Source organism: Candidatus Thermoplasmatota archaeon (genome assembly GCA_035541015.1).
Taxonomy (GTDB): domain Archaea; phylum Thermoplasmatota; class SW-10-69-26; order JACQPN01; family JAIVGT01; genus DATLFM01.
Genome location: DATLFM010000035.1, coordinates 40429 through 63515 on the forward strand (window position 1 = coordinate 40429; position 23087 = coordinate 63515).

A 23087-nucleotide genomic window follows, 5' to 3' on the forward strand; every position below is an offset into this window, starting at 1 on the left:
GCAGTGGCAGCGTTGCTCGCCCTGCTCCTACCCCAGCTTGCGCTTTCGCCCGCCGCGGCGGCGGGCGAGGAGGTCTTCGACCCCGGCGGCCTTGCGACGGCGAGATGGTGGGGCCCCGAGGACGACGCGGGCTGGCACTTCCGGGTCCCCGTGGCCGTCCACCCGCGCATCAACCTCACGCACGAGGGCCTCGAGATGGCGCCGTACCTGCCGCGCCTCGTCAACCACCCGGTCGAGGCGGAGCTTGACCTCAGCAAGCTTCTCCTCACGGCGGGATGGCTCAACGACTCGATGGGCGGGCAGCCGTTCCTGCGCAGCTTCACGCTCGACCTCGACAGCTTCCGGGTCGTCGAGTACACGGGATTCTTCGGCCGCGATCACCACCCGATCGTGAACAACCCCCAGCGCGAGGGACCCGAGCACGTGCGGGAGGAGGTCCCCTACGTCCTCAACACGGCGCTCTTTGCCCAGCGCACCCCGCGCCCGTTCGACGCGGGCACGAACCCCATCGTCACGCTCACGTGGCTTGCCAAGGACGTGCACGCGCCGCGGTTCTTCTACGTGTACTTCGACATCCTCGAGAACGGCAGGAAGCCTGCGCCCTCGTATGCCGGGGAGGAGATGGAGCGTCTGGACGCCCTATCGGGCGCCACGCGCGCAAACGTGTTCTACGGGGAGACGTACAACGCGAACAACTTCGACCGGAACCGGGTCGTGACCGTCGTCGCGCTCGACGCCAACACGCGCGTCCGGTTCTACGAGTACAGCACGTCGCCCGCGCGTCCCCTCCTGCAGCCCAGCCGCGAAGTCGTGCTTGGGCGCGGCGAAGCGGCCTCCTACGAGGTCGGCGCGACGCGCGCCTCCGACGGCCGGTTCAAGGTGGTCGCCGACAAGCCCGTGGTCGCCTACGCGGCGGCCCGCGGCGCGGACTCGCGCGGCCGCCCCGTCGACGTGGGCACCTTCCATCCCAGCGAGGACGGCACGCTCGTCGGCCGCAGCTTCCTTCTGTACGCCACCTCGGCGCAGTTCATGATCGTGGCGCCCAACGCCGGCGAGGAGGCTCGCGGCACGCTTTACCACGTCCATCCGGGCGGCGCCGAGGAGGAGGTCGCCCGGTTCCGGTACGAGCCGCTCACGCCCGGCTCGACGTTCCGGACGCAGTTCCTCCGCGTGAACCTCGCAGGCCACGCCGGGGCCGTGCACGGCGTGCTGCGGTACGCCGCGGACGCCGGATCGGCCCCGGTGTTTCTCGTCTCCGTTGGTCCGGGCGTCTTCCCCGCGATCACGCCCGCCGGCGGCGTGGCAGGCACGTCTGTGTTCAGCGTGGCCAAGCGGGAGGGGACCTTCCGCCTCGTGTCGCCCGTGAACGAAGCGCGCGTGGAGGTCGGAAACCTCGATCTTGCCGGCGGCGTGCTGTGCGGAGACCAGCCGGTGAGCCCCGGCCTTGCGGCCACGCTGGGGGAGACCCTGGCCCGCGCATGGGACTCCTCGGTGGGCGGCTGCATCTACAGCCACGACACCATGGCGTTGCCGGTGCCCGTCTACTTCAAGACGGGCTCGCGCTCCCCGAGCCAGCGGATTCTCGCCACGTCGACGACCACGAAGATGGACGCGCGCGAGCAGTTCGTCTACCAGACCGTGGCCGGGAAGGCCCGGCAGGAGCACGTCCTGGTGGCCAAGCTCACGGAGCAGACGGGGGGGCACGGGCGCATCACCATCTTTGCCCACCACAACGAGACGCGCGTCCAACTGCGCCACGCCGACGAGAACGCCTTTTCGTCGGTCCTCCTGGACGCCGGAGGCTACCGGGTGTTCGAGCCGCTGCACGGGGGCTACACGGTCACGTCCAACAAGCCCGTGACCGTGCTGTGGCGCATGGACCGCGGCGGCGCCTTCGGCGGCGCCCTGGGAGGTCGCCTCGTGCCGGCCGAGGCGGAGATCGGCGCGGTCGAGTGGGGAAGCTACCTCGTCCGCCTCTCGGCCGCCAAGCGCTCGGCCTTCGTCGCCCCGGGCGGCGAGACGACCTTCGATCTGGGCGTGTCGGCCATCGGCCAGCGCACCTCCGGGCGTTTCCTGCCCGACCGCATCCACCTTGCGGTCGAAGGCGTGCCGGCGGGCTGGACGGCCGAGATCCTGCCCTCGGACGCGGTGATCGAGAACCGCGTGCAGAACCCGCAGTCGGGCGTGCTTCGCGTGAAGGCGCCCCCGGGCAACGCGAGCGACGTGCCGCCGGCGCAGGTCATCGTGCGCGCCACCTCGTTGTCGAACCCCCGCATGTCCGACAGCATCCAGTTCATCGTCGCCGTCTCGATCCACTACGAGATCCTGCTCACGTTCGACACGCACGGGCTGCGGCCCGACCCCATCCGCCAGGCCGGCGTGCGGCCGGGCAACGCCACCACATACGACCTCGCGCTTGTCAACCTCGGCGACGTGGCCGACACGGCGCGCCTGGAGGTCGTGCGCAGCTCCGACTGGAACGCCACGTTGGCCGACGCCGACGGCAACCCCGTCTCCACCGTGGCGCTGCAGCCGCGCGAGAGCCGGATCCTGCGGCTTCGCGTGGAAGCGCCGACCGAGACGGTCACCCTCACGGACTTCACAAACGTCATCGCGACGAGCACCGGGAACGCCCTGGCCTTCTCCGCCGTCACCGCCATCACCACGATCAATCCGGAGTTCCGAATCGCCTTCTTCCTCGAGAACGCGACCCAGTACGTCGATCCGGGATCGACCGTGGAGTTTCCGCTCGTCGCCGTGAACGCGGGCGAGATCGAGGACCAGATCGACCTCCAGGTGCAGCACGTCCCGCTCGCCGGCCGCTACGCGAACTGGACGGTGAACCTGAGCGGCGAGTCCCTCTTTGCCGGACGGCTCTCCGTCAAGCCCGGCCTTCCGGAGACGGTGAGCCTAAGCGTGGGCGTCCCCGAGGGGGCCCCCGCGCTCACCATCTTCCAGGTGACCGTGCACGGCATCTCCGTCAACGACCCCACGCAGCGCGCCACCGCGGAGGCTACGGTGTTCGTGAACCCGGTGCACGCCATCCGGGCCACCGCCCGCCAGACGCAGGTGAACGTGACAGCGGAGGACCGCCTGGCCCGCTTCGACCTCACCGTTCGCAACGCGGGCAACCTCGACGACGTGGCCCGCATGGTGGTCGTGGAAGCTCCCGACGGGTGGAACGTCACGCTGCCAGAGCCCGTGCCGCTTGCGCCCGGCGAGCGGGAATCCCAGGCGCTTCGCGTGCAGCCCCGCGCCGACGCGCTCGCGGGCGTCTACAACGTCACCGTGGGATTCCTGGCCTCCAGCGGCCCGCCCTGGCCCCTGCCGCTTGCCGTGGGCATCGCCCCCATCCGCGAGGGAAGCGTCCAGGTCGACAGCCTTGCGCTTGAGGCCGGCACGCAACGCTCGGTCCCCGTGCGCATCGTCAACACCGGCAACGTTCCGCTCTTGCTGGCGCTCGAGACGAACGCGGTCGGTTGGCTGCAGGCGCGGCTGAACGCCTCGGACGCACGCGTGCCCGCCTTCGGCGAGGCGACGCTTGCCCTCACGCTGTCGCCCCTGGAAGGCCAGCAGGGTACGGAGGAGGTGCTCCTCCGCGGCGTCACGGAGGGCGGGGAGGCGGAGATCACCGGCACCGTGCGGGTGGCCGTGGCCCGCCTGGACCTGCGCGTGGGCAACCTTTCGATCTCGCGCATCCCAACCCCGGGCCAGGACGTCCTGCTGCGGGCGGTCGTGTCCAACCCAACCCCCCTTCTCGTCGAAGGCGTCGTCGCGCGGCTCATCGTGGACGGGGTCCCGCTGGCCAACGTGACGATCGACGTCCTGCCCGGCGGGCGCGAGGTCCCCGTTCAGTTCCGCTGGATCGCGCAAGCGGGCCTCCACGAGCTTGCGATCGCGGCGCAGGCGCAGGGATCGGCGCACGAACTGGCGAGCAACGTGGCGACCCTGCAGGTGGACGTTCGCGCGTCCTTGCCGGGACCCGAAGCGGCCGCCGCGGGGCTTGCGCTTGCGGCCGCGGTGGCGATCCGCGTGCGGAGGTCGCGTGGATGAGGCGGGCCAAGGGCTTGGCCCTTGCCCGCCATGCGAGGAGCCTCGCGCTTGCGCTGGCGCTCTCCCTCGTCCTCACGCTGGGGGCCCTCGGCCTTGCCGCGCTGTCGGCCATGGACGCGCGGCCGGTGGCCGGCCACGATCCGGGCGTGCGCGGCGAGACCGTGATCCCGCTCGAGGACACGATCGGCGACGGTCTGGCCGACGTGGACGAGATCTTCCGCTACGGAACGAATCCGCAGCGCATCGACACGGCCGGCGACGGCATCCCCGACGGCTGGAAGGTCGCCTGGCAGGGATGCGACGCCGCGGGCTTCTGCCGCCCCGATCCCCTCCGCGCCGACGCGGGCGACCGCCTGTCGGGACCCGAGGGCATGACAAGCCTCGAGAAGTACGAGTGGACGCGGCAAAACCTCGTCGAGCCCGCGGAGGCGGCCTGCCAGTGCAAGCTGCGCGGCGAGGCTCTCATGGACCTGTTCCGCCGCGGGCTTGATCCCTGGAAGCTCTCCACGGTCGACGACGGCATCCCGGACACCTACAAGATCCGGTACGGCCTGGATCCGCTGGACCCGGAGCTTGCGGAGAAGGACCCCGTCGGCAAGGGCATGACGATCCGCGAGCAGGCCCGCCACGGCCTGGACCCCTTCCGGCTCGACACCTCCAACAACGGGCTGTCGGACTACGAGGCCATCCACGTCTACCGCACCGACCCCACGAAGTTCTCGACCGTGAACGACGGCATTCCCGACGGGTGGAAGGTCCGCTACGGGCTCGACCCGCTCGATCCGCTCCTCGCGTGGGCGGACCCCTCCGGCACGGGCGCCACGATCCTCGAGGAGTATCGCTTCAACCTGCCCCAAGGCTGGACGGAGCGCGACGGCGTCTGGTGGAACGGCACGAATCCCATGCTCGCCGACACGGGCGGCGACGGCTTGGGGGACGATTTTGCCGCCCGCTTCGGCGTTCAGCCCCGCCAGCTCGCCTGCCCGCCGCCGGCGGCGCCGCAGGCCCGCTGCCCGAACTCCCGCTACGATCCGACGCAGCACCACCCGGGCGCCGACCCGACGGGCACGGGCCTTACGCTGAAGATCGCCTACGAGCAGAAGCTCGGGCCGTTCCGGCAGAGCGTGGACCCCTTCCGATCCGACGCCGATGGCGACGAGATCCTCACGATCGAGGAGGTCCAAGGGTACGACATCGTGGTCAACGGGCGCAGCGCGCGCGTCTTCTCGAATCCCAACGTTTTCGACACGGCCGGCGACGGCCTTGGCGACAAGCGAAAGCGCGAGCTTGGCCTCTCGCCGATCACTTCGGACACGGACGGCGACGGGCTGCCCGACCGCCTCGAGATCGACCTTGGGACCGACGCGCTCAAGGAGGATTCCGCCGGCGATGGCCTGCTCGACGGCGAGCGGTACGAGTACCTTCGCGTGCGGCACGCGCAGGAGATCGCCCGCCTCGAGGGCGGCAACCGGACGTTCGTCGATCGCCTGCGCGCCTTGGACGACGCGTACGCAAGCCTCGACGACCGCGGCTTGCTGGACCTGCTGGGACCCAACGCCACGCTGCGGCCCTCCGCCACGGACCGCAAGAACATGCTCGAGCCCGACTGGGACGGCGACGGGCTCGTGAACGGGCAGGAGGTCAAGCCCGACACGGGCCTCATCCCGATTCCCCCGACCACCTGCCCGGACGCGCAGGGGCGCACGGGTCCGCGGTCCCCCATCGATCCCATGCTCTCCGACACCTCGGGCGACGGCCTTCGCGACGGATGGAAGGTCGCCAACGCCTGCTGGGTCCCGTCGCTTGGAGGCTGGGACCTCGACGCCTCGAAGTACGACAGCGACGGAAGCGGCGTCTCCGACGGGGAGAAGAACTTCATGAACGACGGGATCCACTTCTACGATCCCAACCGCGGCGCGCTCCAGTACGTTCCCTTCCACAACCTGCGCAACCAGCAGTACGGAACGAACCCGCACCTTCTGGACTCCTCGGGCGATGGCCTCTCGGACGGGTACGAGGCGCTCTGGACGGAGCGCAAGCCCGAGGGCGCGCCCGACGGATGGCGGCTCGATCCCACGAAGGCGGACACGTTTGTGGGCGATCCCCTGTACTGCCCGACCGCGGATCCCTGCCGCGACGGCGACCGCGACTTCCTCGAGGGGATCGAACCCGTGCGGATCCACAACCGGACCGCCACGACGGCCGGCAACGTCGTGTGCGACCTCGTGTCGCTCAACGTGACCCAACGCCACGCCGCGCGGGTGAGTCCGTTCCATCCGCAGACGCTTGCCGACGGCGTGCCCGACGCCTACAAGATCGCCTACGCCCTCGATCCGCTGGACGCCGACCTCGTGCGCGCGCGGCTCGACGGCGACGCGCACGGCCTCACGCTCCTGCAGAAGTGGCAGGTCTCGCAGCTGGGGCTGGGCCCGCCAGGCTGCGGCGCCCATCCCCTCGAATCGGACACCGACGGAGGGGGCATCCCCGACGCGCTCGAGCTCTCGCTTGGCTTGAACCCGCTGGACCCGGGGGACGACGATCCCACGGGCGATCCCACGAACTCGGGCCTCACCACGCGGGCCAAGATCGCGCTTGGGCTTGATCCCTTCACTCGGGACTCGTCGGGCAACGGCCTCATCGACGGCGGCTTTGGGCGGTTTGGGTTCACCGACGAGATGATCCTCGACATCGTCGACGGCCGCGACGTCGTGATCCCCAATCCGAACACGCGCCGTTGCCCGCAGGCGGACCCGGTCCTTTGCCCGGCCGGCTCGTACAACGACCTTGACATCAAGGACCCCTCGCAGTGGGACAGCGCCGGCGACGGCCTCCCCGACGACTGGAAGATCGCGTACGGGCTCACGCCGGTGGGCGAGCGCTATGCGCATCTCCGCGCACCCGACGGGCTCACCTACCTTCAGAAGTACCGCTGGGGAATGCCGGCCGACTGGAACCTCCAGCCCGACGGCACGTTCGACTACCGCAAGGACGGCACGTGGTGGGGGGGCCTCCACCCGCAGGATGCGCGCACCGACGGTCGCACGTTTGATCCCGACCAGCGCGACCTCGACCACGACGGGCTCGACGACTTCAACGGGGAGGATCCGTTTCCCGTCGACGACCAGGACAACGACGGGACCTGGGACACCACGGCGCCCTGGGACTCCGGCGGGCCCTGGTGCTCCAACGACGCCGTCGTGAGCCGCGGCGGGAACCCGAGCGACCTCTGGACGCGGGGCATCCGCTACGGAAACTGCCTGGACCGCTACCCCAAGCGGCTCTCCTTGCACACCGACGCCGACCGAAACGGCATCCCCGACTGGCAGGACCGCGTCGCGATGTCGGTGACCGCCACGGCGCCCGAGGGCAACCTCGTGAGCAAGGCCTCGCCCTTTGTGGTCTCGGCCCGCGTGACCTGCGCGGCCACGAACGATCGCGCGCGCCGCGAATGCGCCGCCGTCGGGGCCCCCGTCGCGGGGGTCCCCGTGCTCGTGAGCCTCGACGATCGGGCCCTGGCCGCGGGCCCGGACGCCTACGCCCCCGACGGCCGGGGGCTCACGAACCTGCTTGGCGCGGGCTTCACCGACGCCGACGGCCGCGTGCAGATCGTCGCAAGCTTCGGGCGCAACTCGGTCGTCGTGCCCGCGGGTCTCACGCTTGCCGGGCGGACGGGCGAGCTCGCCTGGACGTACGCGCGGACGATCCCCGCCGGCCCGGGGCATCATCTCCTCGTCTGGGTCCCCAACACGACGGCCGCCCCCGGCGGCCCGCCCCCTCTTTCGGGCGCGACGGCGTCCTTTGCCGTGCAGGTCCATTCGACCTCCCACTTCCTGCTGGACTCGAGTCCGACGGTGGAGAACGAGCGTCCGCTTGTCGTGGCCGCGCGCCTCGTCGATTCGACGCAGTCGCCGCTGGCCAACCGCAACGTGACCCTTGCGTGGATGGGAACGACCGTCGTGCGCACGACCGACGGTGCGGGCGCCTTCAACGCCACGCTGCCCACGCCCGACCGCGAGCCCGGAGCGTACCCGCTTGTCCTGAGCTTCGCCTCGAGCGAGGCCCTCCTCGTCTCGAACCAGACGGCGCAGCCGATCCGCGTGCAGTATCCAACGCGATTCTCGGGCCTGCAGGTCGTTCCCGCGCTGCCCGCCACGGGCGAGCGGATCACCGCCTCGGCCGCGCTTCTGGACTACCGCGGCGAGCCGCTTCCCGGGCGGACGGTCGTCCTGCTGCTCGCGGGGGCCGAGGTTGCAAACGCGACGACCGACGACAACGGGACCTTCGCGCTCTCCTACGTCCTGCCCCGCACCGTGGCCGCGGGCCTGCACAACCTCACGGTGCGCTTCGCCGGCGAGCCTGCCGCCGAGGACGCGCGCCTGTACCGCGAGGTCGCCGCGTACCCGGGCTTGAGCGTTCGCCGCGCCACCGCGATGTCCCTGCGGGACTTCCACGTGTTCCGCGGCGCCGGCGCGGCCGTCGTCAACGGGACGCTCCTCGACGAGAACGGCGAGCCGTTTGCGTGCAACGTCGCGATCGTCCTCGGGGGCCTCCATCGCGCCACGGCCGAATGCGACGCGCGCGGCCAGTTCCGCGCGACGATCCCGCACAGCGCGCTTGCGCGGCAGGTCGGCGCGGTGCCTCTGGTCGCCGAGTTCGTGGGGACGCCCTTCCACCGGGAGAGCCGCGCCGTCTCCACGATGTTCATCCAGGGGCTGCCGCACGTCGCGCTCTCCGTGGGCGACGCGCAGCGGCAGCGGCCCTACTTCCTCAACGGGACGGTCCTCGACGACGCGGGCCAGCCGATCCGCGGGCAGGCCGTCGTGGCGACCTTCGCGGGAGCGCCCCTGCCCCCCGCGCCCACCGACGCCGACGGGCGGTTCTCGATCCGCTTCCTCGTCCCCCGCGAGACGCTCCTTGGCACGGCCGTCGTGACCGCCCGGCTCTCGCCCACGCCCGCCTACGCCGACGGCGAGATCGCCACGGCAAGCGTGCGGGTGCTTGCCGCCACGGTGCTCACCTTGCCCGAGCGGGGATTGTTCCGCGGCGACGCCGTGCTCGCCGGACGGCTCCTCGACGACCTGGGCCGGCCCGTGACGGGCGCGCGCGTGAGCCTGTTCCTCGAGAACCGCACGCACGAGGTCGCCACCGCGCTCGACGGCGGGTTCTCCCTATCGGTGAACCTCCCCTCGTCGCGCGCCGCAGGACCGCTTTCCGCGCTCGCGCGGTTCGGGGGCTTTGGCGACTACGCTTCGACCCAGGTCGCCTCCACGTACTCCGTCCTCGGGCGCGCGAGCTTTGCCGACTTTGTCGTCGGCAACCTCGCCGCCGGCCGCGAGAACCCCGTGTCCGGGCGGCTTGCGCAGGAGAACGGGGCCCCCGTCCCCGCCGGCCAAGTGCGCATCCGCGTGGACGGCGCGGACATGGTCGCCCTGCCCGTCGCGGCTTCGGGGACCTTCGCTGGAGCGCTTGCCCTGCCCGCGTCCTTCCCCGCCGGATCGCACCTCCTGGAGGCCACCTACGAGGGCGCGTTCATGACGGAGGCGCGCCTTGCCCGCAGCGTGCGAGTGCTCGTGCCCGTGGAGCTCTCCGCCGTGGTCGAATCCGAGTCGCTTGCGCCCGGGCAGGCGTTCCGCACGCAGATCCTCCTGCGCGAGGCGGCCTCCGGGGCGCCCGTCCAGGGCCGCGTCGGCGTCGGCTTGGCCTATCGCAACGCGACGGTGAACCTCACGGTCTTCACGGACGCCCAAGGGCGCGCCTCGTTCTCGACCGTGTTCCAGGAGGGTCTCACGCTCACGATGCGCTACGGCGGCGACGATGCGCGCGCGCCCGAGACCACCGTGGTCGCCCTGCAGCGCACCCACGCGCTCGTTCCGGGGGGGCTCACGGGCCTCGTCGCGCTCCTGGGCGCGCTTGCAGCCGTCCTGCTTGGCGTGGCCTACCTCGTCGCCCGTCGCGAGCGCGCGCGCGTCGAGGAGGCCCGCGCCATCGTGGAGTGGCTCGAGGGCCGCCTGCGGGCCGGCGACGAGGCCGCCGCGGTCGTCATCGCCGCCCACGCGCGGCTCGTCGAGCACTTCGCCCGCCACGGCGTGCTGGCCAAGGAGGCCGCCACGGCGCGCGAGGTCGCGCAGGCCGCCACGGAGAGCCTGGCCATCCATCCCGACCGCATGAGCGGCTTCACGGAGCTCTTCGAGCGCGCGCGGTACTCGGGCCGGCCCATCGAGGACCCGGACAAGGCGCGCGCCTTGCGGCTTCTGCGCGGCATCCTCGACGATCTCGACTTCGCGCTTGGCCGGCGGCTTGGCACCTCCGCGCGGGGGACGCCATGAAGCGCCCCCGCTTCGCCCGGGCGCCCGGCGGAGGCCGCTTTCCACGCGTCCCCTGGGCGGCGCTTGCCGTCGCCGTGGCGCTTGCCGCCGTCGTCTCCACGCTTGCCCTCTCGCTTGTGCCCACCTCCGGTCGCACGCCCTACGGCGACGGCTGGGACGACCTCTCGGAATTCCGCTCGGTCGTCCAGGGCGAGCAGTACGCCTTCGGCACGGTGTACGCTTCCCCGCTTCTCCTGAAGGACGTGCCCGACCCGTCGCGGACGCTCTACGTCGTCGCCGGCGCCGAGCGTTCCTACTCGGAGGAGGAGGCCCTGGCCGTGGTCGACTTCTTCCTGCGCGGCGGACGCCTGCTCGTCCTGGAGGACACGGGCAGCGCAAACCAGGTCTCGCTTCGCCTGGGCGTGCAGTTCGACGGCGTGCGCCTCTGGGACTCCGCCTTCGACGGCACGCGCGACACGGCGTACGTTCGCGTCCAGATCCGGCTCGAGAAGGGCGCGCACGACATCCTCACGAACCTTCCCACGAGCCTTCGCGTGCTCGAGCGCGCGCCCGCGGGCGTTCGGCTCGACACGATCGGGGAGAGCACGCGCCACAGCTACATCGAGCAGGACGGGGCGGAGGGGATCACCGAGGGCGACCTTCCGGGGCCCTTTGCCGTGGCCGTCGTCCTCGAGCACGAGGCCTCCGGCGGGCGCGCGCTGTTCCTTGGCGACTCCCACGTGATCGCCAACGCCCTGCTGCTCGAGTCGAGCAACCGGCGGTTTGTGGCCGGCGTCCTCTCGGAGCTCCTTCCAAGCGGCGGAACCGTCCTCCTCGACGCCTCGCGCCTCTCGCACGGCGGGGCTGGGCTTCGCGAGCTTGTCGCAAGCGCGGTCGCTTCCGTGCGCTGGCCCGTCCTTGGGCTTGTGCCCGTGGGCGCCGCGCTTGTGGCCCTGGCCGCCTTCGCCGGCCTGCGACGGACGCAGGCCGCGCGGGACGCGCCCTTGTTCGACCACCGATTCGCGCCCGACGCGCCGCGCAACCCGCCGGAGAGCCCTTCGGCCTTCCGTGACCGCCTCGCCCGGGCGGCCGCGGCCAAGCTCGGCTTGCCCCGGCTCCCCGACGATCCCGAGACGCTGCGCGCGGCCGTGCCCGATCCTGCGCTCGCGCGCGCGCTTGCGGCGCCCGAGGCGCCGGCGCGGGAGACCTGGCCGGACCTCGTCGATCGGCTGCGGAGGCTGCGCGGATGATCACCGCGAAGGGACGCGCGTACCTCGCCGGGGGCGTCCTTGCGCTTCTGGCCGGCGTCGTGGCCGGCTCGGCCGCGCTTGCCGCCGCGGGCGTCCTTTTCCTCTCCGCGCTTCTCGTGGCCGGCCTGCTGCGGCGCGACCTCTCGATCTCCGTGCGACGCTCCGTCCAACCCCAGCGCCTGCGCGAGGGCGAATGGGTCGACGTGGACCTCGCGGTCGCCAACTCCGGCACGACCGCCGGCTTCCTCGAGGTGGCCGAGACGCTCTCCGAGCGGCTCGAGCTCTCCGGCAAGGCGCGCGAGATGCTCGCGCTTCGGCCCCGCGAGACGGCGGCGCTGCGCTACCGTCTGCGCGCGCACGTCAAGGGCGTGTACTCGGTGGGGCCGCTTGCCTACCGTGTCGAGGACGTCTTTGGCCTTTTCGCCGAGGACCTCCAACACCCGGAGGAGGCGTACTTCACGGCCATCCCCGGCTCCGATGACGCGGAGGTCGAGGCCAAGAGCCGCATCCCGAAGGGATACCTTGGCGAGCACATCGTGCGGTCGCCCGGCCAGGGCATGGAGTTCTTCGGCCTTCGCGAGTACGTCCGCAGCGATCCCCTCAAGGAGGTCAACTGGAAGGCCTCCGCCCGCGCGGGCGAGCTCATCGTGAACCAGCGCGAGCGCGAGAGCATCACCGACGTGGCCGTCTTCTACGACTGCCGGGCCGCCTCCGGTCGCGGCACGGCCACCGTGAACGGCAACGTGCTTGGGGCGCGCGCCGTCGCCTCGATGCTCGAGATCCTGCTCGCCCGGCGCGACCGCATGAAGTTCGTCTCCTACGGCCCCCGCGTGGACGTCGTCCAGCCGGACACCGGCGACCGCATGCGGCACAAGGTCCTCAACCTCCTCTCCGCGCTCGAGCCCGCGGGCGACACGCGCCTCCTCCAGGCGGTCGAGGCCGTGCTTCCCACGCTCTCGCGGCAGACCCCCGTCATCGTGGTCTCCAACCTCGAGGAGGACGCAAGCGTCGTGGAGGCCGTCTCGCGGCTTCGCGCGCGCGAGCTCAACGTCCTTGTCCTCTCGCCGCGCGCGCACTTCCCCACCGCGGACGCAAGCGTGGTCGAGCTTGCCGCCGCCGAGCGCGCGGCCGTCGTGGCGGCGCTCCGGGCCGCCGGCGCGCGCGTGCTCGACTGGGACCCGCAGGCGAGCTTCTCGATCGCCATGGCCAAGGGGGCGCTCCTGTGACCGTTCTCGCGTGGGGGGCGCTTCTTGCCGTGGCCGCGCTTGCGGTCCTCGACTCGCGCGTGGGCCCCCTTGCGCCCGGCGCCGCGGCGGGGGCGGCCCTTCTCCTGCACGCGCTCTCCGCCTCGCGCGCAAGCCTTCGCCTGCCGGCCATCGTGGCCGCCGCCGCCACGGGCGTCTTCCTCCTGCCGCAGGTCTCGCTGGCGGGCCTGGCGTGGGCCGCGTCGCTCTTCCTCTACGTCGAGTTCTCGACCTCCGGCGCGCGCCTGGCGCGCTGGGGCGAGGCCATCGTCGCGCGCTACCGGCGCGCGCTCGTAGGCCCCCTTGCGATGGCGTTTGCGCTTGCCCTTGCCGCCGTGCTTTTCCATCGCGCCCTCGCCTTCCTGCTGCCCCCGGCGCTTGGCGAAAGCCTCGAGCTTGCAAGCTCCTTTGGCATCGCGGCCGGGGCCATTCTCGTCCTTGGCGTGGCCTTGATCGCGGCCCGCTGGCGGGAACGGCTCCTTGCGGCCTAAGAGCGCCCGACGGGGCGCGAATCCGAGCCTCCCCCGCCATACGACTTATATACGGAACGCCCCTCTTCCGACCTGACGCCGATGGAGACCGACTTCAAGGTCTTGAAGGCCGCCCAGAAGGGCACCCGCTCGATCGCCAACGACGTCCAATGGGTGAGCGCCACCTGCAAGCGGCTCATCGAAGAGGTCGCCAAGGTCATCGTCGGCAAGCCGCACGTCCTCGAGCTTGTCACGGTCGACGTGCTCACGGCCGGCAACATCCTTTTCGAGGACTTCCCCGGCCTTGCAAAGTCGCTCATGGCGAGCACCTTCTCGCGCGCCTCGGGCTCCGACTTCAAGCGCATCCAGTTCACGCCGGACCTTCTGCCCGCCGACATCACGGGCATCTACATGTACAACCAACGCACGGGCGAGTTCGAGTTCCGGCCCGGCCCGGTCTTCACGAACTTCCTGCTCGCGGACGAGATCAACCGCGCGCCCCCCAAGACCCAATCGGCCCTTCTCGAGACCATGCAGGAGCGCCAGGTGACGGTCGAAGGCAACACGCACGCGCTTGCCAAGCCCTACATCGTGCTTGCCACCCAGAACCCCGTCGAGCAGGAGGGAACCTACCCGCTCCCGGAGGCGCAGATGGACCGCTTCCTGATGAAGATGAGCGTGGGGTACCCGTCGCGCAAGGAGGAGGTCGAGATCCTCCGCCGACGCATGGTGCGCAAGAAGGACGACGTCGACGTGAAAGCCGTCACGACGCCCGAGGAGATCGTGAAGATGCAGAAGATCGTCGAGGAGATCCACACCGACGACGGCATCATGGAGTACATCGGCGAGATCGTCTCGCGCACGCGCGAGGACCCCCGCATGGAGGTCGGCTCGTCGCCCCGCGGTTCGCTTGCCCTGTTCAAGGCGTCTCGCAGCTACGCCGCGGTGCAGGGCCGCGACTACGTCGTGCCCGACGACGTGAAGCGCATCCTCATGCCCAGCATGGCCCACCGCATGATCCTCAAGCCCGAGCCCAAGCTCAAGGGCGTGAAGACCGAGGACGTGCTGAAGAAGATCATCGACGAAGTGCCCGTGCCCAAGACGTGAGGCGGGCCCGCAACGTCGCGCGCGACGCGTCGTCGACGTTGCGATGATCATTCATCGCAGACGGGTCCGTTGGAAAACGCCGCTATCGGGAATTTTTATTTCCTGCAAAATATGGTTTGCCAAAGTACTTCTCGGGCCACCGCGTTTGCGGCGATGCCCACGGAACCCATCCCCCCAGCACCCGCTTGTTTCCCCGGTTGCGTGGGCTCCAACTCCCCGCCCAAATCGAAAGGAAGAAGCCCGGCCCAGGCTAGCACGGCCTGGCATGCCCCGCCGTCTGCTTGCGCTCTCCGCCATGGGCCGCGATCGCCCGGGGCTCATCGCCGACGTCTCGGGCGCCGTCACGAAGACCGGCGGCAACATCGTGCACGTCGAGGAGTCGGCGCTTCGCGGCATGTTCAGCATGTTCATGCTCGTCGAGGTGCCCGGCGTCGCCGAGGCGCTTCCCCTCTTCGAGGCGCGCGACCGGCTGCTCGAGGCCCTGCGCGGGATCGACCTTGAGATCAACCTCGAGGTCGTCGACGAGGGGGCGCTCTCCGCGCGGAAGCGGCGCGACCTCAAGGTCATCACGATCATGGGCCAGGATACGCGCGGGGTCATGCACGGCATCACCCGTACGATCGCCGCCCACGGCGCCAACATCGAACGCATGCGGCACGTGGCAAGCGGCGACTTCATGGCCTTCGAGATCCTCGTCGACGTCACCGGGCGCGACCTTGCCGAGCTCAAGCGCGACTTGCGGGCGACCTGCGAGGCGCTTGGCGTCGACGCCATCGTGCAGCCCGACAGCATGTTCCGCACACGAAAGCGGCTCGTCGTCTTCGACGTCGACTCCACGATCGTGGAGGGCGAGATCATCGACGAGCTTGCGAAGGCGGCCGGCGTGGGCGACCGCGTGGCCGCGATCACGGAGCGCGCCATGCGCGGTGAGGTGGACTTCAAAAAGGCGCTCGAGGAGCGCGTGTCCATGCTGGCGGGCCTTCCCGTGGGCGACCTCGAGCGCATCGCGGACTCGATGAAGCTCACGCCGGGGACCGAGGAGCTCGTGTACGCCTTGAAGCGCATGGGGTTCAAGGTGGGCCTCATCAGCGGCGGGTTCACGTTCTTCACCGATCGGCTGCAGCGGGAGCTTGGCTTCGACTACGCGTTTGCCAACGAGCTTGAGATCAAGAACGGCAAGCTCACGGGCCGCGTGAAGGGGCCCATCATCGACCGCGAGCGCAAGGGCAACATCCTCAAGCGGCTCCTCCGCAAGGAGGGCCTGCGACGCGACGAGGTCGTGGCGGTGGGCGACGGGGCCAACGACACGATCATGATCAAGAACGCGGGCCTTGGCATCGCCTTCGACGCGAAAGAGGTGCTGAAGAAGGTGGCCGACGGGTCCCTCACGCGGCGGAACCTCGAAGGCCTCCTCTATGCGCTGGGCGCCACCGATTCCGACCTGGAGGGCGTGCGCAAATCGCGCCGCAAGGGCGCCGGCTCCGGGAAGCGTCAGCGCCCCAGCGGGTCGCGGTAGAGGCGCCAGCCCCCGCCCATCGTCTCGAAGCCTCCATACAAGTGCGAGAGATCGGCCCATTCGTCCTTGAGCGCCCGCGCGGCAAACGCCGCGCGAGCGGCGATCGCGGCGCGCGCGGCCGAAGCCTGCAGTTCTTCCGGCAGCCGCACGCCGTACACGAGCGCCGCGCCGCTATAGACGGAGGCGCGCGGCTCCGTCACGTCGTCGAGCGCAAAGAGAAGCCGTGGAGGTACGTCGCGCGGATGCACGTCCGTGACGACGACCTCGGCCACGCCCGCCTCGATCCATTCCAAGGCCGTGGAGGCGTCGTTTCCCACGCCCACCTCCACCACCTTGCGCGCGGAGCCGAAGCGGGAGAGGAGGCGGCGGGGCACCACGACGAGGCCTTTATAGTCGCCCGCCCGGTATAAACGTACGATGATTCGCCTGCGGAACTTCGAGCCGGACGACCTGTTTCCGGTCCTCCGCCTGGCGAACCAGACGCTCAACGAGAACTACGAGGGCGGCCTCTTCCTGCACCTGGCCGACCTCTATCCCGACGGCTTCATCCTGGCCGAGGAGCGAAACCGCATCGTGGGCTTCATCCTGGGCGTCGTCGAGCGCGCGTACGAAGCGCGCATCCTCATCCTGGCCGTGGACGAGGAGTTCCGCAACCGCGGCATCGGGACGCAGCTCGTGCGGCTGTTCGTCGAGCGGTTCCGCAAGGGTGGAGTGCGCAAGGTGAAGCTCGAAGTGCGCATCTCGAACACGCCGGCGATCGGGCTGTACGAGCGGTTGGGATTCGAACGGAAAAAAGTCCTCCCCGCCTACTACGCGGACGGGGAGGATGCCTACCTCATGTCGAAAACGATCGCTTGACGGACGGGCTCAGTTCGCCTTGGCCCGCTCCATCTTCATGAGCATTTCGGTCATGCGGGTCGACATGCGGGCCGCGCCGTTCTCCTCGCCTGCCGACAGGCAGTCGGCGATCTCCTTCCCGAGCGTGAAGATGGCTTTCTTGTGCTCGGTCTTGCTGCGGTGCACGTGAATCGGGCTGATGTTCATCGCCTTGTAGGTCGTGAAGGCCCCATTCATCGACCCGTTGCTTTCGATGTAGTTCTTGATTTGGCACAGCAACGTGTGCATTTGAATAAGCTCATCCTTGTGCATGGATCCCCTCCAGAGCACCGCCCTTTAAAGCGCGCGTGGAGCGGATAAAGGTTCCGCCGTTTCGGAGGATTTCCGCGAAAGTCCTGCTTTTTCATCCCAAGCGTCTTCGAACTCCACCGGAAACCCGAGTCGTCACATGGTTTTCCATTGCGTCCGATGCACGCGGGTGCCGCAAGCTACGGCTTTTGTGCGCCCTTCTCGTCCCACGCGTAGAATCCGCGGCCGCTCTTCCGGCCGAGGTGGCCCGCCTGCACCTTCCGGACAAGGAGCGGGCAGGGCCGGTACTTGGGGTCGCCAAACCCGTCGTGGAGGACGCGCAGGATGGCAAGACACGTGTCCAGGCCGATGAAATCCGCGAGCTCCAGCGGGCCCATCGGGTGGTTCATGCCCAGCTTCATCACCGTGTCGATCTCGTCGCGCCCCGCCACGCCCTCCTGCAACGCGAAGATGGCTTCGTTGATCATGGGCATGAGCACGCGGTTGGACACGAAACCGGGATAGTCGTGGACCTCGACGGGCGTCTTTCCCATGCGGACGGCCGCGTCCATGACGGCCTTCGTCGTCGCGTCGTCGGTCGCCTCGCCGCGGATGACTTCAACGAGCTTCATGACGGGCACGGGGTTGAAGAAGTGCATGCCCACGAAGCGTTCGGGGCGGCGCGTCGCGCTGGCCAAAAGCGTGATGGAGATGCTGCTCGTGTTGGAGGCGAAGATCGCCTCGCGCTTGCAGGCTGCGTCGAGCTCGCGCCACAGCTCGCGTTTGGCCGCGACGTCCTCCACGATGGCCTCGACGACGAGGTCGGCGTCGGCGGCGTCGCGAGGGGAAAGCGTTCCGCGGATGCGCGACAGGATCCGCGCGGATTCGCCCGCGGGAATCTTGCCCTTGGACTCGAGCTTCTCCAGGCTTCCCCGGATCGACGCGAATCCGCGGTCGACGAACTCCTGCTTCACGTCGCGCAGGACCACGTCGTAGCCGGCCGCCGCCGCCACCTGCGCGATGCCGGCGCCCATCTGGCCCGCGCCCAAAACGGCGATCCTCTGAACCATGCAATCCCCAAAGCGAAGGAAACCTTAAGCTCGACGGAGCGCTGGAACGTACGATCCGCATGTCCGATCCAGGTCCCTATCCGGCGGAGGGAACGAAGGCCCCGTCCTTCACGATGGTCGCCGACAACGGCGAGAAGGTGAGCCTGTCGGACTTCCGGGGCAAGAAGGTCGTGCTCTACTTCTACCCGGAGGACGACACGCCCGGATGCACGAAGGAGTCGTGCAGCTTCCGCGACCACCACGCCGAGATCCTGGCGCGCGGCGCCGTGGTGCTCGGCGTAAGCCGCGACGGGACCGAGAGCCACGTGAAGTTCAAGCGCAAGTACGGGCTGCCGTTTCTCCTGCTCACGGACGCGGACGGCGCCGTGTGCCAAGCCTACGGAGTGTGGCAGAAAAAAACGTTCATGGGCAAGACGTACATGGGTATCGCCCGCACCACGTTTGTCGTCGGTGCCGACGGAAGGATCCAGAAGGTCTTCCCGAAGGTGAACGTCGACGCGCACACGCCCGAGGTGCTGGCGGCCTTGGACGCCGCCTAGTTCCGCATGACCCGGAGGGTCTCGCGGAACGCTAGTTCCGCATGATCTTCATGAAGCCGCCGGACTCGTAGACGGCCAGGCGGCGGGTCTTGAGGGTCGTGGCGAAGTCGTCCCAACCGAGGATCTCGAAGTTGACGCCGCCCCTGCGCGTGAACTGCAGGACGTCGGTTCCCTTCACGCGCGCGGGCCTCAGGCGGGCCTTCGTGGCGATCTTCTGCGCCTTCTCGACCGTGATCTTCTGCATCATGCTGCATCCCTTCCGAGCCTTGCGGCCCACCCTCCAGATTCGGAGCGTCGCATAAAAAAGCGTCGAATTGGATCGGCCCCGTCCGATACTTTGATGGAGGGCCCCTCGTTGGAAAGGCGATGCGTCGGCGCGTGGCGTTGACCTGCCCGTGGTTTGCGCCCCACGTGGGTGGCGTGGAGAGCCACGTGGCTTCGCTTGCCGAGGGCCTCTCGCGCCAAGGCCACGACGTGACCGTCCTGACAACGGCGGTTCCCGGCGCACCGGCGCGCGAGGGCATGGGTCCCTACACCGTCGTGCGGGTTCCCGAACGGCTGCGGCTTTTCGCCACACCCGTCACGCCGGCGCTTGCGCCGGCGATCCGGCAGGGGGAATTCGACCTCGTGCACGCCCACACGCCGCCTCCCCTCACCTCCTGGTACGCGTCCCAAGCGGCGGCGTCCTCGGGCGTTCCCTTCGTCCTCACGTACCACTGCGACCTCGAGATCCCGCGCCCGGGCGGAGCCTTCGTCGTGCGGGCCTACGAGCGCACGCTTGGCGCGCGCACGATCGCGCGCGCCCGCCGCGTGATCGCCACGACGCGGACCTACGCGAGGACGTCGCGGGCGCTCTGGCGCCGGGAGCCCGACGTGGTCCCCAACCCCGTGGACGAGCGCCGGTTCCACCCGGACGTTTCGCCGGCGGCGGCGCGGGCGCGCCTTGGCTTCGAGCGCCGGCGCATCGTGCTGTTCGTCGGTCGCCTCACCCACCACAAGGGCATCGAGGCGTTCGTGGGCGCCGCGCGGCACACGCCCGAAGACGTCGTGCACCTCGTGCTCGGTCGGGGCCCCGAGGAGGCGCGCGCCAAGCAATTGGCGCGGCCGCTTGGCGCCAAAGTGCGGTTCCTCGGCGGCATCGCCCACGAGGAGCTTCCGTCGTTCTACGCTGCCGCCGACGTGGCCGTGCTCGCTTCCGTCTCGCGGCTGGAGGCGTTTGGCATCGCGGCGCTTGAGGCCATGGCGACGGGGAAGCCGGTGATCGCAAGCGACATCCCCGGCGTCCGCGAGGTCGTCCGCGAGGGCGAGACAGGCCTCCTTGCGCGACCGCTCGACGCCGTCGACCTCGCGCAGAAGATCAACGCGGTCCTCTCGGATCCGGAGCGGGCGCGCGCGATGGGAAAGCGAGGGCGCGCGCTCGTGGAGGAGGAGTTTGCGATCGACAAGGTGGCCGCCCGGGTCGAGCGCGTGTACGAGAAGGCCCTCGAGGGACCTTCCCGCGCTACTTCTTGAACTCGGTGTACCCGCACGAGCCGCAGGCGAAACGGTTCTTGTGCTCGGCGAGGAAGATGCCGGGCCCGCACTTCGGGCACGCGCGTCGCAGGCGCTTGAGCGCGCCCCCCTCGAGCGCGTAGAGCCCGCGGCGGCCCACGGGGCCCGCAGGCGCCGCGGCTTTGCCGCCCTTGGCCGCGGGCTTGCCGCCCTTTCCGCCCTTCGCATCGGCCATCTAACGGCCTCCCTTCTTGGCCGAGGCGGCCGGCGCGGCCGCGGCCTTGGCGCGCTTCTCGCCCACGTCGAACCCGTTGCGCTTGAGGAGGTACCAGCGCTCCTGCTTCTTGGCCTCGTCCGCGTTTGCGTACACGCGGGCGTAGCCGGTCGTGGTGGCGCGACCAAAGTCGCTCTCCATCGCGTCGACGACGATGGCCTCCTTCTTCACCGACAGGAGGCCCGCCAGCTTTTCGCGCACGGCGTCGCGCTTGGGGGTGGGCTCGTTCGCGTGGCTGGCCGCAAAGCGCACTTCCGTTCGCTTGAGAAGCGCGTTTTCCTTCTTCGACACGATGCTCATGTCCATGCGTCTCACTCCATGCGCAGGAGCAGCGACTCGACGAGCCGCTTGACCTGCGCGTCCGCCCGCACCACGACGACGCCCCGGTCCGGCGGCTGGCCGTAGACGACGGCCGCGCCCTCGGGGGCAAGCGCGAGGACCGGAAGCGCGGCGAGGTCCTCCTCCCCGTCCACCACGACAAGCGTGGGGCGGGACGAGGCCCAGGCGCGCGCGATGGCGTCCCACAGGGCGTCCGTGATGACGCCCGGGGGGTTGCGGGCCTGGCTGGTCACCACGTTCTTGTTCTTGAGCTTTTCTTCAAGGTGGAGGTCGATCTCGACGCGCTTTGTCAGGTGGTCCACGACCATGACCTGCGGCAGGTACCCGGCGTCGACGAACGTGGCCGTCGTGACGTCACCTACGGTGGCGACGGGCAGCCCGCGCGTGGCCTCGAACGCCTGCCGGGTGGACAGGACCGGGCCCAGGGGCGTCGCAAGCGCCGCTCGCATGGCGGCCGGAAGGCGGTGTCGAACCCGTAGGCCCGGCTCCGCGACCATCCCTCCTAACGGACCTTGAGGGCGTACTTGCCGGGCGCGGTGATGTTCATCTTCTTTGCGATCTCGGACCGCTTGGCGTCGAGCACGACGACGTAGCCCGTCCACTCCTTGGAGAGGTTCGTGCTCTTGCACGACGGGCAGGCGTCGGCCTCGGTGACCATGTGGCAATCGACGCAGGCGCGCATCTAGGCCCCTCCCTCGCCGGGCTTCGCCTCGGGCGCTCGCCCGCCGCGCGGCCCGCCGCGCCCGCCGCCGCCCCTGCGGGCGCCTCCGCCCTGGGGCTTCTCGGGAAGCTTTCCTTCCTTGCGCAGGCGGTCCTCCTCGATCCATTCGAGCTTGCCAAGGCCCGTCTGGCGCATGGTGAGACCGATCTTGCTCTCGCGGGGGGAGAGCTCGTTGAGCGAAACCGTGACGAGGCGCGCGCGCACCTTGTCGTTGATCGCAAGCATGCGGCCGGACTCCTTTCCGATGAGCCGCTCGTTGTCGATGTCGACGTTGAGGTAGTCGTTCATGATCTGGCTCATGTGCAGGAGGCCGTCCAGGGGCCCAAAGCGCACGAAGGCGCCGAACTCGACGACCTCGCAGATGGTGCCCTCGACGAGCTCGCCCACCGCGGGCAGGAAGCAGACGGCGGCGTACCGGACGCGCTGGAACACCGCGCCGTCGCCGTGAATGACGCGTCCCTCGCCCACGCGTTCGATGTTGAAGGCGGCCACGACGAGCCCGTGCTTCTTGTTGAGCCGGCCCTCGATGTTCTTGTGCACGAGCTTCTTTACGACCTCGGCCTGCTCGTAGCCAAGCTCGGTGGGCGGGATGCGGACGGTGTCTTCGAGCGAGACGATCTGGTACATCGCGGGGGCCTCTGTTGGAGAAGGGCGGGTGACGCCGAGGACCCGGCAGGCTGCCGCGACTCCTGGGGCGCAGGGGCCTGATTCGGGAGGTAGTATTTAAGTCATTGGGCTCCAAACACGTCGGCCCGAAAAACGTTAAGGGGCCGTCCGCAGCCTTCCGGGGTCGGAGGCATCCGATGCTGCACCGCTCCAGACCGTCGGCCGTCCTCGTCGTCGCGGCGCTCGTGGCGGCAGGCTGGGCGGCCGCCACCTTCGAGGTCGCCCACGCGGCGCCCATGACCGACTCGCTTGCGCAGGCCCTTGAAGCCGGGTCGACGGTCTGGATCCTCGCTCAATTCACGGACCACGGCACGGCCGCCCGTATCCTCGCCTCGCTTGGCGATCGGCCCGGGTTCGGCTACGTTTCCGTTCCCGCGCTTGCATTCGAAGCCACGCCCGCCGAGGTCCGCGCGCTCGCCCGCACCCCGGGGGTGACGTACCTTGAGCTTGGCGCCTTCGAGCCGCTGCTTCTGGACACGGCCACGGAGGCCAGCCGCGCCTTGGCCGTGTGGGGGACGGCCCATGGCGGGCCCATCGTGGATCCCGTGACGGGCGCGGCCATCGACGGCACGGGCGTGGGCATCGCGGTCGTCGATTCCGGCGTCTCCTCGTTCCACCCCGACCTCCAAGGGCAAACGATCATGAACGTGCGCACGACGCCCATAGACTCCCTGCTGGCTTGGTTCAGCTTGCCTCGAAGCGGCGTCGGGGACAGCTTCCTCTCCGCAGCCACGACCGAGGCCGCGTCCGACCACGGGACGCACGTGGCCGGCATCGCGCTGGGCGACGGAAGCGCATCCAACGGAAAGTTCCGGGGCGCCGCTCCGGGCGCGCGCCTGTACGCCTTTGGCGCCGGCGCGGGCCAGTCCATCTTCGTGCCAGGCGCTGCCGCGGCCTTCGATTGGGTGCTGCAGCAT

Annotated in this window: 20 protein-coding genes; 11 read left to right on the top strand and 9 right to left on the bottom strand. The window is 69.9% G+C overall.

Annotated features, from left to right (window positions below; translation table 11 throughout):
• Window positions 1-3 precede the first annotated feature (3 nt).
• The 7 genes from VM681_03155 to serB all read left to right on the top strand — a co-directional run bounded on the left by VM681_03155 (window position 4) and on the right by serB (window position 15945).
• The gene (locus tag VM681_03155) at window positions 4-4053 is read left to right on the top strand and encodes a hypothetical protein (protein HVL86995.1); all 4050 of its coding nucleotides are present in this window, start codon (window positions 4-6) and stop codon (window positions 4051-4053) included.
• A complete protein-coding gene (locus VM681_03160) occupies window positions 4050-10379 on the top strand; it encodes a DUF4129 domain-containing protein (GenBank protein ID HVL86996.1) in 6330 nt (2109 codons plus the stop codon). The genes VM681_03155 and VM681_03160 overlap by 4 nt, the downstream gene beginning before the upstream one ends.
• Window positions 10376-11608 (top strand): DUF4350 domain-containing protein, encoded by a 1233-nt coding sequence (locus tag VM681_03165; GenBank protein HVL86997.1) that lies wholly within the window; start codon window positions 10376-10378, stop codon window positions 11606-11608. The genes VM681_03160 and VM681_03165 overlap by 4 nt, the downstream gene beginning before the upstream one ends.
• Complete coding sequence (locus tag VM681_03170; protein ID HVL86998.1) at window positions 11605-12834, top strand: DUF58 domain-containing protein; 1230 nt, start codon at window positions 11605-11607, stop codon at window positions 12832-12834. Before VM681_03165 ends, VM681_03170 begins: the two co-directional genes overlap by 4 nt.
• Window positions 12831-13343 (top strand): hypothetical protein, encoded by a 513-nt coding sequence (locus VM681_03175; GenBank protein HVL86999.1) that lies wholly within the window; start codon window positions 12831-12833, stop codon window positions 13341-13343. The genes VM681_03170 and VM681_03175 overlap by 4 nt, the downstream gene beginning before the upstream one ends.
• A gap of 81 nt (window positions 13344-13424) precedes the next feature.
• Window positions 13425-14429, top strand: coding sequence for a MoxR family ATPase (locus VM681_03180; GenBank protein ID HVL87000.1), 1005 nt, complete (start codon window positions 13425-13427; stop codon window positions 14427-14429).
• 265 nt (window positions 14430-14694) lie between these two features.
• Window positions 14695-15945 (top strand): phosphoserine phosphatase SerB, encoded by a 1251-nt coding sequence (gene serB, locus VM681_03185; protein ID HVL87001.1) that lies wholly within the window; start codon window positions 14695-14697, stop codon window positions 15943-15945.
• On the opposite strand, the gene VM681_03190 is transcribed toward serB, so the two are convergent.
• The gene (locus VM681_03190) at window positions 15921-16322 is read right to left on the bottom strand and encodes a UPF0146 family protein (protein HVL87002.1); all 402 of its coding nucleotides are present in this window, start codon (window positions 16320-16322) and stop codon (window positions 15921-15923) included. The two genes, serB and VM681_03190, sit on opposite strands and share 25 nt — an antisense overlap.
• 40 nt (window positions 16323-16362) lie before the next feature.
• Here VM681_03190 and rimI point away from each other — a divergent pair, with 40 nt between their 5' ends.
• Window positions 16363-16803 (top strand): ribosomal protein S18-alanine N-acetyltransferase, encoded by a 441-nt coding sequence (rimI, locus tag VM681_03195; protein ID HVL87003.1) that lies wholly within the window; start codon window positions 16363-16365, stop codon window positions 16801-16803.
• Window positions 16804-16812: 9 nt separating this feature from the next.
• On the opposite strand, the gene VM681_03200 is transcribed toward rimI, so the two are convergent.
• Window positions 16813-17094, bottom strand: a complete 282-nt coding sequence (locus tag VM681_03200; protein ID HVL87004.1) for a UPF0058 family protein — start codon at window positions 17092-17094, stop codon at window positions 16813-16815.
• Between the two features lie 176 nt (window positions 17095-17270).
• Window positions 17271-18140 carry a 3-hydroxybutyryl-CoA dehydrogenase gene (locus VM681_03205; protein ID HVL87005.1) on the bottom strand — a complete coding sequence of 290 codons (870 nt, stop codon included), beginning with the start codon at window positions 18138-18140 and terminating at the stop codon, window positions 17271-17273.
• A gap of 59 nt (window positions 18141-18199) precedes the next feature.
• Between VM681_03205 and bcp the strand changes: the two genes are divergently transcribed.
• Entirely contained in the window at window positions 18200-18679 is a 480-nt protein-coding gene (gene bcp / locus VM681_03210) for a thioredoxin-dependent thiol peroxidase (GenBank protein HVL87006.1), read from the top strand.
• Between the two features lie 31 nt (window positions 18680-18710).
• Here the strand turns inward: bcp and VM681_03215 are convergent, their stop codons facing one another.
• Window positions 18711-18956, bottom strand: a complete 246-nt coding sequence (locus VM681_03215) for a hypothetical protein (GenBank protein HVL87007.1) — start codon at window positions 18954-18956, stop codon at window positions 18711-18713.
• Between the two features lie 89 nt (window positions 18957-19045).
• On the opposite strand from VM681_03215, the gene VM681_03220 reads away from it, so the two are divergent.
• Entirely contained in the window at window positions 19046-20191 is a 1146-nt protein-coding gene (locus VM681_03220; protein HVL87008.1) for a glycosyltransferase family 4 protein, read from the top strand.
• Here VM681_03220 and VM681_03225 read toward each other — a convergent pair.
• The 5 genes from VM681_03225 to VM681_03245 form a co-directional block, all read right to left on the bottom strand.
• Window positions 20181-20330: a 30S ribosomal protein S27ae gene (locus VM681_03225; protein ID HVL87009.1), complete on the bottom strand. Its 150-nt coding sequence runs from the start codon at window positions 20328-20330 to the stop codon at window positions 20181-20183. The two genes, VM681_03220 and VM681_03225, sit on opposite strands and share 11 nt — an antisense overlap.
• A gap of 75 nt (window positions 20331-20405) precedes the next feature.
• Window positions 20406-20750, bottom strand: a complete 345-nt coding sequence (locus VM681_03230; protein HVL87010.1) for a 30S ribosomal protein S24e — start codon at window positions 20748-20750, stop codon at window positions 20406-20408.
• A gap of 5 nt (window positions 20751-20755) precedes the next feature.
• Entirely contained in the window at window positions 20756-21232 is a 477-nt protein-coding gene (locus tag VM681_03235) for a GTP-dependent dephospho-CoA kinase family protein (GenBank protein ID HVL87011.1), read from the bottom strand.
• A 53-nt stretch (window positions 21233-21285) separates the two neighbouring features.
• Window positions 21286-21465, bottom strand: coding sequence for a transcription elongation factor subunit Spt4 (gene spt4 / locus VM681_03240; protein ID HVL87012.1), 180 nt, complete (start codon window positions 21463-21465; stop codon window positions 21286-21288).
• Entirely contained in the window at window positions 21466-22131 is a 666-nt protein-coding gene (locus tag VM681_03245) for a DNA-directed RNA polymerase (protein HVL87013.1), read from the bottom strand.
• A gap of 176 nt (window positions 22132-22307) precedes the next feature.
• On the opposite strand from VM681_03245, the gene VM681_03250 reads away from it, so the two are divergent.
• A partial coding sequence (locus VM681_03250) for a S8 family serine peptidase (GenBank protein ID HVL87014.1) occupies window positions 22308-23087 on the top strand: 780 nt, incomplete at its 3' end.